This is a genomic window from Thermophagus sp. OGC60D27, assembly GCF_052400625.1.
Taxonomy (GTDB): domain Bacteria; phylum Bacteroidota; class Bacteroidia; order Bacteroidales; family Marinilabiliaceae; genus Thermophagus.
This window is the reverse complement of record NZ_JBQTGH010000003.1, coordinates 1-16924: the sequence shown is the minus strand read 5'-3', so window position 1 is coordinate 16924 and position 16924 is coordinate 1. Positions and strand designations below refer to the sequence as shown.

At 39.4% G+C, this 16924-nt stretch carries 10 protein-coding genes; 6 read left to right on the top strand and 4 right to left on the bottom strand.

Annotation, left to right across the window (positions count from 1 at the left end; all coding sequences use genetic code 11):
* Nucleotides 1-421 precede the first annotated feature (421 nt).
* The 4 genes from ACT29H_RS04540 to ACT29H_RS04525 all read left to right on the top strand — a co-directional run bounded on the left by ACT29H_RS04540 (nucleotide 422) and on the right by ACT29H_RS04525 (nucleotide 4097).
* Nucleotides 422-1072, top strand: coding sequence for a metal-dependent transcriptional regulator (locus ACT29H_RS04540; RefSeq protein WP_444820701.1), 651 nt, complete (start codon nucleotides 422-424; stop codon nucleotides 1070-1072).
* Nucleotides 1073-1133: 61 nt separating this feature from the next.
* A complete protein-coding gene (locus ACT29H_RS04535; protein ID WP_444820415.1) occupies nucleotides 1134-1373 on the top strand; it encodes a hypothetical protein in 240 nt (79 codons plus the stop codon).
* Between the two features lie 88 nt (nucleotides 1374-1461).
* Nucleotides 1462-1755, top strand: a complete 294-nt coding sequence (locus ACT29H_RS04530) for a hypothetical protein (protein WP_444820414.1) — start codon at nucleotides 1462-1464, stop codon at nucleotides 1753-1755.
* 719 nt (nucleotides 1756-2474) lie between these two features.
* Nucleotides 2475-4097: a sodium/sugar symporter gene (locus tag ACT29H_RS04525; protein WP_444820413.1), complete on the top strand. Its 1623-nt coding sequence runs from the start codon at nucleotides 2475-2477 to the stop codon at nucleotides 4095-4097.
* Nucleotides 4098-5021: 924 nt separating this feature from the next.
* Here ACT29H_RS04525 and ACT29H_RS04520 read toward each other — a convergent pair.
* Nucleotides 5022-5846 (bottom strand): carboxypeptidase-like regulatory domain-containing protein, encoded by an 825-nt coding sequence (locus ACT29H_RS04520; RefSeq protein WP_444820412.1) that lies wholly within the window; start codon nucleotides 5844-5846, stop codon nucleotides 5022-5024.
* A 434-nt stretch (nucleotides 5847-6280) separates the two neighbouring features.
* Nucleotides 6281-7102, bottom strand: a complete 822-nt coding sequence (locus tag ACT29H_RS04515; protein WP_444820411.1) for a carboxypeptidase-like regulatory domain-containing protein — start codon at nucleotides 7100-7102, stop codon at nucleotides 6281-6283.
* Between the two features lie 460 nt (nucleotides 7103-7562).
* On the opposite strand from ACT29H_RS04515, the gene ACT29H_RS04510 reads away from it, so the two are divergent.
* Both ACT29H_RS04510 and ACT29H_RS04505 read left to right on the top strand, forming a co-directional pair.
* Nucleotides 7563-9656 (top strand): C13 family peptidase, encoded by a 2094-nt coding sequence (locus tag ACT29H_RS04510; protein ID WP_444820410.1) that lies wholly within the window; start codon nucleotides 7563-7565, stop codon nucleotides 9654-9656.
* Nucleotides 9653-10663, top strand: coding sequence for a BMP family ABC transporter substrate-binding protein (locus ACT29H_RS04505; RefSeq protein WP_444820409.1), 1011 nt, complete (start codon nucleotides 9653-9655; stop codon nucleotides 10661-10663). The genes ACT29H_RS04510 and ACT29H_RS04505 overlap by 4 nt, the downstream gene beginning before the upstream one ends.
* Nucleotides 10664-10984: 321 nt before the next feature.
* Here the strand turns inward: ACT29H_RS04505 and ACT29H_RS04500 are convergent, their stop codons facing one another.
* Both ACT29H_RS04500 and ACT29H_RS04495 read right to left on the bottom strand, forming a co-directional pair.
* Complete coding sequence (locus tag ACT29H_RS04500) at nucleotides 10985-14164, bottom strand: GLUG motif-containing protein (RefSeq protein ID WP_444820408.1); 3180 nt, start codon at nucleotides 14162-14164, stop codon at nucleotides 10985-10987.
* 442 nt (nucleotides 14165-14606) lie between these two features.
* Complete coding sequence (locus tag ACT29H_RS04495; protein ID WP_444820407.1) at nucleotides 14607-15695, bottom strand: helix-turn-helix domain-containing protein; 1089 nt, start codon at nucleotides 15693-15695, stop codon at nucleotides 14607-14609.
* Nucleotides 15696-16924 lie beyond the last annotated feature (1229 nt).

Here is a 16924-nt window from a genome sequence, read left to right as displayed (position 1 = left end):
AAAGTGGAAAGGATGAAACGAGTATGACCAAAATAGGTTGACACAATAAAAATAGGTATAAATTTATGGTTATGCGAGTTTCATCCAATCTATAGCATAAGTAACTTCTATTCTGATGTAAAATCGTCAACCGGCTCAATGATGACAGGCCGCTTCAAACCGGGTAATTCTATAGTTGATATGGGGTTCCTTGCAAATTGAAAAGAATTTTTTCTTCTCCAATGAGATGCAATAGGATGGCCTAACTCTTTTATTATTTCTGTTTTCATGGTTGGTTTCAAGTCTTTAAGTTGTTTATGAGCTGAGTTGTAATGGGTTTAATTGGGTATTTAGATAATGCAAATTAAATAAGTTAGATTAGTCTAACAAATGTGTTTGTGTTTTTTTATATCTTTGGCGTTAAAATTAAACGGAAAGACATCTGAAAACAAAGGAAAACTATCTTAAAGCCATGTACTTGATTGCCCAGGAGGGCAAAAGTATTTCCTTATCTCTTCTCAGTGAAAAGATGGGGGTCAGTATTCCTACTGTCAATAGTATGGTGAAACGATTGCATGATTTGGGGTTAGTAACTTATAAAAAATATAAGCCATTGCAATTGACCGGGAAGGGTAAAAAAGCTGCCGGATTAATTTTGCGTAAGCATCGAATTGCTGAAATGTACCTGGTAGAGATACTGGGATTTAGCTGGGAAGAGGTTCATGAAATCGCCGAAGAGATAGAACATATTCACTCAGATAAGCTCTTCGATAGGATGGATGAAGCTTTGGGATTCCCGGATGCAGATCCACATGGGTCGCCCATTCCCGATAAAAGCGGGAATATTGTTTTACCTAATTATTTCAAGCTTTCCGATGCTGATGTTGGCCAATCTGTTCGATTGTGTGCCATTCAGAATAGCGATACTCATTTGTTGAAGTATTTGAATAGAAAAGAACTGAAATTGGGCATCGTCATAAAGATTGATCACATCGAGCCTTTTGATAAAAGTATGACGGTTTCTTATCCGGAGCATGCCAATGAAGTCCTTTCCAACGATGTGTGTGTGAGGCTACTGGTTGAGATGAGTTAGGGTGTGACTTGGTTAATTAGCGAGTTGCATTCGGTCAATGACTGAAGTAAGCTTTATACTAATGAGAAATCCATGGTTAGCAATTCCGTATTCTGATTATGAATCCAACATGGAGGACGTTGGGCCATCTCAAATGCTTGGCTCATTAACCAACCGGGCATCGAGAAATTATGCGCCCAAAAAATTCTTCCTGCCGGGGTGTGCCGCCGGTAATGGAATTGAATTTGTCGATAATACGGTTACTGATGAGGTTTATGCCCTGGATATCAATTCCGATTATTTAAACCAGGTTGTAATATAGTATCGTTGTCAAATTCCTAAGCTTTATACGATTTGTTGTGATTTGGAAACGGAAAATCCGGAATTGACCGATATCGATCTGGCTTTTTGTGTTGGAATATGTTAATCCTTCCATTGTTCTCCCTAAGATTATTAATACCCTTAAGTCTGATGGAAAACTGGTTATTGTCATTCAGAAAAACAATAACGCTTCTTTCGTGTCTAAGACCAAGTATACCACGTTGCAGAAATTATCGCAGATAGCCGTGGATCTGGCCTCGGAAGAAAGTGATGCAATATGCCGACAGCAAGGTTTTTTTAAAATTCATTCCGATGAAGTGCCGGTAAACGATAATAAAGCATTTTTGGTCATGGACTATAAAAAATGTGATCCGGTTCGTTGATACCAATCTTCCGAACGGTATTTAAAATGGTTTTCAACGAATAATTTTAATAGCTCACCAAATATTCTTAGCACCATTATGTTGGGATAGATTGACATATCCTAAAAACAACCTTCCTCATAATACCATTCCTCCTGAGAAAAGATTAAAGTGTGTGCTTTTGATGGGGTCATCAATTGTTTATGTATTCGTTGATGGAAGTTTGGCCGAAAAGCTTATACGCCATGGAGTGGTGCATTATTTTTTGTGTTAAACCCCAAAGGGGAAAATAAATACAAAAAATGAATTTGAGGGAACCATTATTTATTAACGGATGCTTAATTTTGAGCAAATAAATCATCAACGGTTACGGAATAGTATATTTTCTTAAAAAGGGATCGATCCTTTGTATAAAAAGAAATTGAGGGGGATTTGCTTGTCCATTTCGGATGGCCCGGAAGCGGACATTTAGAATGATCCTGTTTTGATTGGAGATTAGATGCGATATTTCTAAATCGGATAAATATGGCCGGATTGGAGCTCTCATAGGTATTTGAAGGAAGTTTTGACATCCTTGGTGAAATTAAGAATTTCATTAGGATAGATTTATTGGGTAATGTATATTTGGAAAATTTTTCGAAAGAATAATAGGTTTTGTTAATTGAGTTCTAGATTGGGAATGCTTTGCAGATGCTAAATAGATTTAACCAGTTTTTACTAATTAAAAATCTAAATTGAATATGAATCCAGATTTTCACTTTATTGATTATTTTATTTTTGCTCTGTATGCCCTGCTGATTGTAGGTGTCGGGCTTTGGGTTTCCAGATCGAAAGGAAAAGAAAAAACTGCTGAAGATTATTTTTTGGCCAGTAAATCATTGCCATGGTGGGCTGTCGGAGCATCCTTGATAGCCGCCAACATTTCGGCCGAACAATTTATCGGAATGGCCGGCTCCGGTTTTGCGATAGGGTTGGCGATTGCTTCGTATGAATGGATGGCAGCGATAACTTTAATTATTGTAGCTAAATATTTTCTTCCGGTGTTTGTACGTCAAGGATTATATACAATCCCTGAGTTTGTGGAGAAAAGGTATAATACCAATCTGAAAACGATTCTGGCGATCTTTTGGATCTGCTTGTTTATTTTCGTGAATTTGACATCCGTTCTCTTTTTGGGTGGAAAAGCTCTCGATACCATTATGGGGCTGGGTGACGGAACGAAAATTATCCCCTTCATGATTGGTCTGGCGTTATTTTCAGCCGCATATTCTCTCTGGGGAGGGTTGTCGTCCGTTGCCTGGACCGATGTCATTCAGGTTGTCTTGTTGGTTGTGGGGGGTATCATCACCACGGTTATTGCTTTGGATAATGTAACACCTACCGGGGGAGCCATGGAAGGTCTTTCTACCATCTATAACGTAGCCTCGGAAAAGTTTCATATGATTTTAAGTCCGGACAATCCGGAATATACCAATTTGCCGGGAATTGCTGTTTTGATTGGCGGTATGTGGGTTGCCAACTTATACTACTGGGGCTTCAACCAGTACATCATTCAACGTGCTTTTGCCGCTAAATCATTGGCTGAGGCTCAAAAAGGACTTGCTTTTGCCGGTTTCTTGAAAATTATTGTTCCGCTTATTGTGGTTATTCCCGGAATTATCGCCTTTACCATGTATTCGCAGGATATGTTTGGTGCCCAGGAGGCTTTTAATACAGGCGATGCTATTAATTACGACAAAGCTTATCCCTGGTTGATTGCACGTTTTATTCCTGTAGGCATAAAAGGATTGGTGGTTGCTGCACTATCGGCGGCTATTGTGTCGTCATTGGCATCCATGCTCAACTCAACGGCGACCATTTTCACCATGGATATTTACAAACCCTATTTTAATAAAAATGCCGGTAACAAAGCTTTGGTGACCACAGGACGCATTACGGTTTTGGTTGCGTTGCTGATCGCTATCTCGTTGGCAAACTTCCTGGGGTCGATTCCGCAAATGTTCCAGTATATTCAGGAATATACGACTCTTGTCAGTCCCGGTATCCTCGCCATCTTCTTGCTCGGACTATTCTGGAAAAAAACCAATGCCAAAGGGGCTATTGTCGGAGTTATCGTCTCTGTTCCATTTGCCCTTCTGTTGAAGGTGTTACCTATTGATATGCCTTTTATGGATCGGGCAATGTATACCCTTTTAACAACCATTGTTGTTATTATGGGTGTATCGCTGACCACTGCCAAGGATGATGACGATCCAAAAGCCATTGCGTTGGATCAGCAAACATTTAAAACCAATAAAAGCTTTAATCTTAGTGCTTATGCCATTACGGTTATTCTGGCCGTTTTGTATATTGTTTTCTGGTAAAAGCTTGAGCGGTTACCCCTCTTGATGTAATTGTTTTAGAGGTATGAAGAGACTGGCATGACGGTATTTTTTGTGGCTCTCGGAGGCATGCTCTCTTCCTATAAGAAATCGGGGAACTTCCATCCTTTGGAAGTTCCCCGTTTTTGTTTGGGCTGTTTGGTTGGTCGTGACGCCTTCCCTGCAAGGGGGACAGTCTGAAAATAGACAAATTATTAACCATTAATCTGTAAACAAAAATCAGGACGGGGCAATGTCAATGTTGTGACAAATTTTCTTGGTCATGCTTTGCATAAAATTCACCTATATAGTTGATTAAAGTTATTTCCATCCATTGCTCACCCCTTAATCCCCTAAAGGGGAAATTGCCAACCCGCAATCATTAAATCGATAATTTCCACTTCTGCCTGTGCACTTCTTCCTTAGTTATAAATACCCCATTTGGCCCAAGTCGTCATGCACGTTTCATTGACCATACTTTTAGTCGGCAACGGTAGTAAAATGAATTTAAAGTAGTGGTAGGGGGATTATTTTCCCATTATAATTGTCACCCAAATTTAGGCAGCAAGTACCATTAGAAATTCATGTAAACTTGTTGTTGTGAAGAAGCGAAAAAATTACAGTTCGGGATTTAAAAATTAAAAGCCCAATCCGATTAGGGCAATGGATATAACATCTATTCCTGTGGAAAGAGAGCATATGTATTTAGTAGTAATTACAGACCTTTACAACTAAATAATAGCTTAGAATTATCCGCAAAAAAAGGTGTATAAACTTTGAAATGTTGAAAGAGCGCATTAATCTTTAAATTATAAACGACCTGAGAAAGTTTTTTGGTGGTTGCTTAGATTTTCTTATCCGCCAAATTTGGCAGATAAGAAAATCTAACTTATAAAAGTTATAAAGTTATCTAAAAGAGAGGAGAATTTAAATATTTAATGTATTATAATCAAATGATCTAAGTTCTATTTTATGCCCGAAAAGCCATGATTTATCAACAAAAAGAGAAAAATTATATTGGTATATAAGTGTCGATCTTTGTTTTGCTCCGAAAGAATAGAAAAAGTCCAATTTTTCAGAAGTATAAACCGTTCCGTCCACGTTATCTTTACACTTTAAAACGAATTGCGGATCCTCGTACTTGTATAATTCAATTTTGAATTCACCTTTATTATTTATTTTGTCTGGTGTAATGATACCTATAGAAGAACCATTTTCGTAGAATTCGATGGATACCAGCGAATACCCATTTTTATGGTAATTTCCATTTTCGTCAATACCAAATGACTTGTTTTTAAAAGTTACATCATAATAATAATGGAATTTGTAATATGGATTTTCCGGTGGCTGTCGTTCAGCAATTTTATCTTCCAATGTAACTGACTGTCCTTTTTTTACCGACAATACTGCAAAAGTGTCTGCTGTCATGATGAAACCTTCGGACAGGGCTATTACATAATTTCCTGCATCCACACTGTCAAATACAAAGGTGCCGTTTTCGCTTACTAAGGATGTTTGAACCAATTCCATATCCTCTGTTTGGGTGGTAACCTGTTCCGGATCCAGGTCCTCACTTAGTTTGGCAAGTATGACTTGCATTTCTCTAAAATCATCAGTAGTTATATTCTCACCCGGTTTCAGCTTCCCGGTAATTGTACTGATTTGTTCTGGATTTGTGTCGTCTTCTTCGCACGACACGAAAGTGAAACAGATAATACCAAATAAAATAAATGAAAAAAGCTTATAAAACATAATTGTCGGTAAATTAAAATGTTTAAACAAAAAATTATTAGAGGTCTATATGAATAAATTGAAATTTAATTGTATATGTTCAAAAAATATACATATTTATTAAAATTAGAGTTTTTAGTTTTTAAAAATTTGTGAGTCAGGAAGGCTTATGTTTAATAGAGATGCATCAGTAAGTTAGCAATAATGGCTGTAAATATCTTCCTGTTGATGGCAGCAGGATTTGGGAGTAGGAGACCCCGGGACCGACTCTGAAAATTGGGGTAGTGATGCCTTGAACAAGGTAAAATGCTCCTGATCGGGATAAAGTCAATTTTACTTCCGTAAAAACTTGCCTGTTTTTCGGTGTAACAAATAATGCTGTTTCCTGTTACAGTGATATTATTTTTTTATATCCTAACTTTACCAATGAACACGTAAAAAAGGGAAACAATTCCCTAATAAGCTTCAAGTTTGGAGAGGGCTATTATTTTAAGTTCTATTATATGGCCGAACAGCCATGATTTTTTAACTGCAATAGAATAATACCCGTAGTCGCTAATATCATCATATTGATTAGCTCCCAAAGAATGGAAAAAGTCCAATTTTTCCGATGTAAAAACCGTTCCGTCATTTATGTCTTTACACTTTAAAACGAATTGCGTTTTTTTGTCAGGGTCTAATTTAAATTTGAATTCACCATCATTCACTTGGTCTGGTGTAATGGTGCCTAAGGAAAAAACATTTTCGTAGAATTCGATGGATACCAGCGGATATCGCTCTTTATGGTAATTTCCATTTTCGTCAAAACCGTTGGTCTTGTTTTTAAAACGCACAGTATAAAGTCTACGTCCCCCAAAAAAATTTTCTTCGGGCTGCCGTTCAACAATTTTATCTTCCAATGTAACTGATTGCCCTTTTTCCACCGACAGCACTGCAAAGGTGTCTGCTGTCATGATGAAACCTTCTGATAGGGCTATTAAATAATCTCCTGCATCCACACTGTCAAATACAAAAGTGCCGTTTTCGCTCACAAAGGATGTTTGAACCAATTCCATATTCTCCGTTTGGGTAGTAACCTGTTCCGGATCCACTTCCTCCCCGAGTTTGGCAAGAATGACTTGCATGTTTGCAAAGTCTTCAGTAATCATATTCTCTCCCGCTTCCAGTTTCCCGGAAATGGTACTGAATTGTTCTCGACTTGTGTCATCTTTTTCGCATGATACTAAAACAAAAGAGACGAGAATAAATAAATGAAAAAAAGAAACTTTATTATACATAATAGTAGTTAAATTAAAATTTATAAAGAGAAAAATATAGTGTTTTACAGAAAAAATGAAAAAAAGTTGCATTTGTTCGAAAAAGATTATAGGCCAATAAAAAATATAGTTTTTGATTTTTAAATTTAATTTTGTTTTTCTATTTTTCGCGATTACGAAAGTGCCCCTTGGGGATTGGAACAAAAAGGAAATTAGCCTTGCCAATATAGGTTACCGTTTAAAACCTGTTTAGACAAATATTTCATCCGTATAAATTTTATCTAAGTTATTGGCTGGATGAAACTCGCATGACCTAAAGTTTATACATGTTCTTATTGTGACAAGTTTTCTTGGTCATGCTCGTTTCATTTCCTTTTACCCAATAACTAATAGATACTTTACCATTAAACCTTAAGAAAATAGTTTTTAGTATTATTAAATCTGTGAGTTTAGTAGTTAATACGAATAATTAATAAAATTAATGCATCGCATCAATGAATTAGCCATATTGCTCGTAATTGGCTTCCTGGCCAATAGTTGCAGCATTTGGGAGTACGAGGATCCAAAACCAACTTTGAAAATTGGGGTGATGTTGCCATGGACGGGAGAATATGCTTCTGACTGGGATAAGGCCCTGGATTGGGCTGTTGAAAATATCAATCTAAACGGAGGAGTTGCCGGGCATGATATTGTATTGGTAAAAAAAGATTTGGCTGTTAACGATTTGGAGACCATTTCAAAAGAATTTATCGCAGATGAATCTGTCAAAGCGGTTATCGGGCCTTTAACTTCTGCTGATGTTTTCGAGGTTGCTCCTTTGTTTATCAATGGAAAGAAAATTTTAATGGCGCCCGTAGCTACCTCGTCCAATCTTTCGAGGGCTTTTGCTGGTAAAGATTATTTTTGGCGTTTGACTGAACCGGATATTGCTCAAACAAAAACATTGCTTTTACTTGCACAATCGGGTGGCGCCCGCAAAGTAGCATTAATAACCGAAGACTCGCAGTATGGTGATTCGTTTGAAGAATGGTTCGGTTTTTTTGCAACGGAACTTGGGCTTGAGGTTTCGGGTGTAGAGGTGATTCAGCCAGAAGATGTCGATGCCTGTGAAGCCAGTTGGGAAGCGATTGTATCCACTTCACCCGATGCTGTTATTGCTGCTCTTAATCAACCTGCTTTAAATGCTACATTAGGTCGGGCTTACAGGTTAGAAAGCCGGCAAATCAGGCTCTTATTTTCCGATGCTGCCTGTTTGCCTTCTTTGGTGGACAACCTAGGCGTGCTGGCCGAAAACCTTGAAGGTACTGCCCTGACTTCAGACCCTTCGGCAGGGTTCGATATTTCTTACAAAGTGAAATACGGAGAATATCCCAATGCCTTTTTGGCCAATATGTATGATGCCGTAATGCTTCTTGCTCTTGCTTTGGAGGTTTCGGAGGGTGAAGGCGGAGAGTCTTTGGTCGATGCCTTAAAACAAGTGGTATCAGGACGTGATGGATCTTGCAGCTGGCAACGGGACGAAATCGGCAAGGCACTGGAATGGTTACGTCAGGGCATTTTTCCTGATATTAATGGGGCCAGTGGCTCACTTAATTTTGATGAACTTTATTTCACTGATGTTACTTCTTCCACGTATGGACGCTGGCGGGTAGATGCCGGACAATTTGTGGTTACTGATTTTTATACTTCCGACGGGGAAGGACGCATTAGTTCTACCTCGGCCGCTTACCGTACCATTGCCATTGAACGGCAGCAGTTTAACGAAACCGGTACCTGGCCTGTGTTATCTGCTAAACAGAACAACTTTGCCGTCTTAATGGCTACCTCCAAAGGATGGAATAATTATAGGCATCAGGCCGACGTGTTGCATGCTTATCAGTTGCTCAAACAAAACGGATTTTCAGATGAGCAGATTATACTCATTATAGAAGATGACCTGGGCAACTCGCCAAATAATGCATTGCCGGGAGTTGTCAGAAATGAATCTGACGGCGGAAATCTATATGTAGATGTGCATGTGGATTACCGCCTTTCCGAAATAAATAGTGAAGCATTAAAGAATATTTTGATAGGTAATGAAACAGAGCAAACACCAATTGTTTTGAATAGTTCATCGACCGATAATGTCTTTCTGTTTACTTCCGGTCATGGCCATCCCGACGGTATGGTGCTGGAAGGTGATACCGTTGAAATCCTTACTTCCGATTACTGGGAAACGGTTTTCGATGCAATGAATGAATCTGATAAATATAGATTGATTTTTTGGACATTAGAAGCCTGTTATTCGGGTTCTGTCGCTGAAAATATTTTAACTCCCGGGGTGTTGGTGATGACCGGTGCCAATGCTTTTGAAACATCGAAAGCCTATTTTTACGATTCGGAAATTAAAAGCTGGCTGGCTGATAAATTCGCCTATTCCATTAATAAGAATATTTCTGAAAATCCTGAAATCACCTTCAATCAACTGTATGAAAAATGCTTTATTTTTGTCAACGGCTCACATGTGTCGTTTTATAACTACAACAATTTTGGCAATATTTATGACATCCGTTTAAGTGAATTTGTAATCCCGTGAAAAGAAGTCTGGCTATTTTGTGTTTTCTCGTATTGGCTGTATCTGCCTGCAAAAAAGAGGATGAATTATCTGAATTTGTTCCTGAATTTGAGGTGTTTGTGCTATTTCCAACCGAAGGAATCGGGGACCGTAGTTTTGTGGATGGCGTCTATGAAGGCATTGAAAAAACCGTACAGACCGTCAATTTTAAAGTGAATTATATTATTCCCGACTCGCTGGAGGCGGGTGAACAGTGGATCCAGGACATCTCTGAGTTAAAAAGCGACATCTCGCCGGAAGCATTAGTTATAATCGTTGGGTCGCAATACACCTCGGCCCTTGAAAGCATTAACGGCCATTTTGGAAAGCATTTTGTTCTCGGTTTGGAGACAACAGCTTCGGCGCAGGATAGATTGTTTCAAGTTACGTTTCATACCTATGCCTCTTCCTACGTCAGCGGTTACATATCGGCTCAAAAAGCTTCCCCTTGCAAAGCATTGGTGGTGGCTGGTTTCGATGCCCCTTTCCTTACGGAATACATCCAAGGATTTAACCAGGGCGTGGCTGATGCCGGCGGAACGGTCAGTCCTCCCCAATTTCTGAGTACCGGTTTTTCAGGGTTCGAAATGCCCGATTCGGCCTACCGGTTTACCAACAACCTCTTACCGGACCACAACTTGTTGTTTGCACTGTCGTCGGGGTCGAACCAGGGTATTATAAATGCTGCACGTGACTTTCCGAAACAGCGATACGTGGTAGGTGTGGATGCCGACCAAAGCTGGATGGGCCTTACTGTTGTTACCGGCTCTGTTATAAAGCGTTTCGACAAGGTGGTGTTCGATTGTATCGAACAATTCTCTTCCGGAAATCTCAACTCAGGGAATGTAGTGCTTTCTATGGATGATGGTAGTACCGATTTCTGGATGAATGAAGTGGTGATGGAAAACACCCAAATTCCGGAGGAACTCATTAAAACTGCTATTGAAAAAGAAAAAGAATTCATTTTGAGTTCCGGCGGGGATATTTAAACCCGAATTATGCATTAGTACTTCGTCATGAGAATTAAAAGTGCAATCAATCAAGAACTTGTTGAAATGAGACATAGCACCGCTATGGTGAATCGAAACAAGTTAGCTTGCGACTTGATTGGCAGCAATTTTAATTCGTAATAGATTTTCTAATGCATTTTTCGGGTTAATCCAAATATCGCATTCATTTTTTCTTTTATGATAGGATGAAAGGGGCATGCACCAGTGTGATGAACACAATAAGAATAGGTATATAGTGCCAAAACCAAAGCCAGAAAACCCTAAGGAATCGGGTTCCTGACTTCGGTTCTCGGTTTCATCTTATTCCTTCACCACTTTTATGCACTCTCCATCAATGCTTAACAGGTAAATGCCTTTGGATAATGGTGATAGGTTTATGCTGTTGTCTAGGCTCAAATCCCGGCTCAACACCATTTTACCGGTTAAATCATAAATATAAGCAACACCTGTGCTGCCCGTAACATTTAATGTTGTTGTGACAGGATTTGGATATACATTAATGGCCGTCCTATTTTGTTCTGTTGGCTGAATAGAAACATTTTGCCCGACTGTAATGGTCATATCCATCCAATTGCTTATTAATTCACCATCGCTTACAGCCACGGGAACCGTTAATGTACCGACAAACCCGGCACCGGGTGTGATGGTGGTACCATTTACCGTGTAATTATCTCTGGATGAAATCACCAGCCACAGTGCATCATTTTCCAGGTCACTTGCCGTAACATCATGAAGCGATAATGTTAGTGGCGTGTCTTCATTGGCTGTTACCTCTTTAACTGACGTTAATACAGGGGCCGTATTATTCGCTTTTTGTAATATGGCTACCGCATAGTTGCCCCATAGCGTATCGCCGCTGGCTAACAATTCACCTACACGATAGGTTACGGTATCCATTGTTCCAATTGGTGTACCGGGATTAAAACGATAAGTGCCATTAATTATGCTTCCTTTTGTGGTCGCAGAAATTAGTTTGCAGGTAAGAGCCTCCTGTGCAGTCTCGTAGTCATAATCGTTTGTCAGCAACGAACGATTTCCCGCAACATTTAGGGTATCCGCAAACGCAAAAGGCGCATTGTTTTTTATGCTTAATAAAGCAGGGTAAGTGCTATTGGCTTTTATACCCCAAACCGCAGTATCGGTAGTAAAACTCCATTCTTCAAAATGGCTTTGGTCTTTCATTTCATTTGTGGTAAGGGCTGTTACGGTTTGATGGTGGTTGTCATCACCCATCCCGGATGTTTGTCCACTGGTTTCGCTATTGAAATAACTACTATTTATCTCTGAGGTACTATTACTTCCCACCAAGCCTCCAGTCATTTTATTGCCGGTAACCAAACCAATGGCATAACCATTATTTACCTCGGAATTAAAATTATAGCCCACCAAACCACCACACATCTTATTTTCTCCCGAAACAGAACCCGTGGCATAACTATTTCTTATCTCGGATTCAATATTATATCCTACCAACCCGCCAACAATGCTCTTCCCTGAAACCGAACCCGTAGAATAGCAGTTATTTACCGTAGATAATAATTGATTGATTCCCACCAATCCGCCGATATCATTCACCCCCGAAACAGAGCTGGTGCAGTAACAATTATTTATATTAGAAGAAGTATTGGAACCCACCAGGCCGCCAACATTTCCCACCCCGGCAACCGAGCCGGTGGAATAGCTATTACTTAACGTGGAATAATCGGTATATCCCACCAGGCTGCCAACACTATAAAATCCTTGTATTTTAACATTGGTAAGCCCTAAGCTGTCAATGGTTGCACCACTGGTAAAACCAAATAAACCGATATATTGGGTGAATGGATGGTTCATGGTTAGGCCATCGATGGTATGGCCTCGCCCGTTATAATTACCGGTAAAATTTTGGGTCAGGTTGCCAATAGGGGAGAAACCGGCTTCATCATTCCAGCTGCTCGTTTCGGAAGCTTGTATATCAGCTGTTTGGATAAAATATTTATCCCATAAAACTGGCAACCCGGACAACTGGTGCAAATCATCTAGTGTGCCAATATGGTATGGTTCACTTTCTGTACCTCTACCACTTAAACCGATTGTTTGAATATTGTAACTATAGATATAAGACAACCCATCACCGTCCGTCACCCTTATTTCGACCATATCGTTTCCCCAGCTTGTTGGTGAATAATGGATGATCCGGTCTTGTGTCAGGGTCATGCCTTCGGGATAAGATAATAATTCCAGGGATACATCCTGATTGTCCATGTACACAACTTGAATGGTATCAATATATGTTTCACTGACGGTTGTGTTGGAAGAAAGCGTAGGTAGTATGACCGGCAAATTAGAAACATGAACCAAACGAGGGAACGTCATATCGTCTACCATCTTCCAGGTATTTGTAAAGTCCCATAAAATATAGGTTGAGCTTTTTTTCATGGCCGTGGTGGTAAGGGGTGTTACGGTTTGACTGTTGTGGTCAGAGCCAACGCCGGATGTTTGGCCGCTGGTTTCGTAATTGTAATAACAATTATTTATCGTCGATGATGAAGAATTTAAACCCACCAGGCCGCCAATAATTCCAATCCCAAAGACCGCACCGGTGGAATAACTGGTACTTACCGATGAGGATGTATTATTATATCCTACCAGGCCACCGACGCTATGATTTCCTGTAACCGCGCCGGTGGAATAACTATTACTTACCGTCGATGAATTATTATAGCCCACCAGGCCGCCGATGTAGCAATCTCCCGTAACCGAGCCGGTGAAACAACAATTATTTATCGTCGATGATAAAGCATTATATCCCACCAAACCACCGACATTATCATCGCCTGTAACCGCGCCGGTGGAATAACTATTATTTACCGTCGAGGATAAAGAATTATAGCCCGCCAAGCCACCGACCCCTTTATTCCCAAAAACCGAGCAGGAAGAGTAACAATTCGTTATCATATATTCCGCTGTGCCTGTCAAATTCCACCCCACCAGGCCGCCAACATTATCGTATCCCGAAACCGAGCCGGTGGAAGAACTATTTCTCAGCGTGGAATAATAATTATATCCCACCAGGGCGCCTACATTAGAAGTCCCTTTTACTTTAACATTAGTAAGCCCTAAGCTATCAATGGTGGCAGTTCTGGTATATCCAAATAAACCGATATAATGGGTGGATGAACGGTTAATGGTTAGGCCATCGATGGTATAACCTTTCCCGTTATAATGTCCCGAAAATTGGGTTGTTTGATTACCAATGGGGGAGAAGCCGTTACCACTATCCCAAGTGCTTGTAGTAGAAGCATCAATATCTGTTGTTTGCTCAAAATAGGCATCCCATGCCGTTTCGGTTTGCGATAGCCAATATAAATTTTCAATGTTTGAAATTTGGTAAGGATGGTTTTCTGTTCCGCTACCTGCAGGTGCGGTTGCTGTTTGTGCCCCGAGGAACATTGCGTTGATAAGGCACCACACAAATAAGAGTAAAAGTTTTCGTTTCATTTCTATCTGATTAGTTGACTTTATTTAAACGTTAAGTGCTCAGCCGCAGACACAGATTTTCCTTGAAAAACCCACATTCCCGGAACCGGTCTGACCTTAAATTTGAACCTTTCTTATCAAGCCTGTTGTGTTTGATGGTCGAAAGCTGTGGCTGCAAGTCCTGCTATTTCGAGCCCCCTTTGGGTTGCCCGTCACAATCCGAAACCAAGCCTGTTTTTGGTTCCTCCCACATGCCGAAATAACTTGCACGGCAAAACCGGTGTTACAGGTCATACCGGAACACCATACCATGAATTACTCACAAAGGAGGAACACAGTAATACCCTATGCCTCAGGTTTAATTAAAACCGTTCTCAAAGAAAAAAAGGAAAACAAAAAGTGAATAATCAAATCGTACAAATATCCTGTACGATTTGACTAGTTTTATGCAGACTGCAGATAATCAGATGTTTAATTGAATGGCTTTTTTGTATTGGCCGGGGGTGCTACCCGTAATTAATTTGAACTGGCGCCCAAAATTAGAGGGTTCTGAATAGCCGGTAAGCTCAGCTATCTGGGCAATAGGCAGCTCCGGTTGCGTATTCATCATTTGTATTGCTTCTGAAATACGCATGGAATTTATCCAGGAATTGAAGTTTTTGCCTTCCTGCGAATTTATGGAATTAGAAAGAACCGTTCGGCTTACCCCTAACCACAAGGCCAATTCTTCAAGGGTAATTCCCTTTTTGAGAAATATTTTAGATTTTTCTATTTGTGCTTTGTAAACCGCCCAATCCATAGGAAGCCCCATCTCAACGCTGAAATGCTTCTCCTTTTTTAGGGAAGTATCCTTTAATAAAGGCTCTAATTCGAAAAAAATAATGGGATAACGAATATAATTAATGGCGAAAACAAGATAAAAAACAGAGGAAAAAACAATGAGTACATTTTCAATCCAGAAAACCGGATATACAATCCATAAAAAAGCTAAAACACCCATTGTTGTGGCGGCAAAAAACAGATAATGTACTGTCCGGATAATGGCTTCCTGATTCCCCGAATAATAATTGTTTATATCTTTTTTACATTTCTTCTCTATCAGTAAAAATAAATAGACATAATAGGAAATTTGTACTAAATAAAGACCCGAGAACAATACACGGGTGAAAACACAAGGATTGGAAAGGTTGAATTTTACGACAGAAAAATCTTTTACAACAGGAACATCAAAAAAAAGGCAGAATGTGAAGTATACCAAGACAAACAAAATGAGTGGTATTGTGTGATGCACAATTCTTTTGACGGTAACAAAACGACTATCAATTAATAAAAGCAAGGAAAATGTAAACAAAAGTGCCTGAATATAGCCCACCACAAGTCCTATAAAATCGAAAAATTCGGTTAACACCTTTAATTTGGGCATTAACAGAACAGAAAGAATGAATAGTGAGGCGAAAGAAAAATAGGCCACCGACAAGATGATTAACGACTTCTTATACGGCTTTAGGTTGGTATTATTTTGAACAGGCACCACTAAAAATACGATTCCCATTACAAGACAAATAAGACTAAGAGCTAGGCGATTAAATGGCAGGATGAGTTGCATTTCTTAATGTAAAACGATTCAGTACAAAAGTAAAAAATCCCGCGAATCATTTTTTATTATTTGGTGGGACCTTGACATATTGTTGGCTTTCCCCACACCTGCGTGATTTGTAAGCCATGCAGAACTTAAAAAAAGGCTTTGCAATCCGTATAAAAAAATCAAAAGAAAAAGAATTAATCCCGAATTATGCATTTGAACTTCGTCATGAGAATTAAAAGTGCTATCAGTTAAGAACTTGTTGAAATGAGGCATAGCATCGCTATGGTGAATTGAAACAAGTTAGCTTGCGCCTTGATTGGCAGCAATTTTAATTCGTAATAGATTTTCTAATGCATTTTTCGGGTTTAAACGTGATTTAATCTTTATCGAGTAGAAGAACGGGATTTCTATTCCCTAGAATGATGCGTTGTGAACTGCAAATCCGCAACGACCAAGGGAAAAGTTCTGTTGGGCAATATTTTATAATGGGAAAATTTACAGTAGATGTATTTCTGTATTTTGCTACTCGCTGCTTCTATTTATTCTTCCTGGAAAGAATGAAATGATAAATTAATAAAACAACGGCAACAATCATCAATATTATAACCAACCCATCGGGTATCGTTACAAGAAAACGGTCAACGAGTAGTGTTGCCGAACAAATGCCAAGGGCTAATACTAAAAATAAGGTGTTCTGTTTTTGCATACGTATAAAGTTTTTCTAATTATTGGTCGAAGGAGATTGGCATGACTTGCTCCATGAACCGTAGGAGCCTTTCAGAGGTCATTCATTGCGACCCTAACAAATCGACTTATAGCTTATGGGCGTTCATAAAGTAAGGTTCGTTTTTGTGATGAACCCATTTTATAACGAGTCCCGAAATTACTGAAAATTATCGATTGGCAAATAACGGAAAAGTGTATTTTTTATTAAGTCATCGGAGTAGGGTGTTCTCATGTTTCTGTCGTGAAGCCGCCCGAATTGTGTTTACCGTGAAAAATGATGAGATGATACACCTCGTTGTGCATCACCGGCGAAAACTTTGTCCTGGCGCATGATGTTGCGGATGCTGTTTATTTCTATAAATGTTAGATTCCTACGGATTCTATTGTAACCATTCACCAGAACCATGTGATTATAATGATGGACCCCCTGTGGTAGAAATCACCAGGACCATGTGATTATAATGATGGAC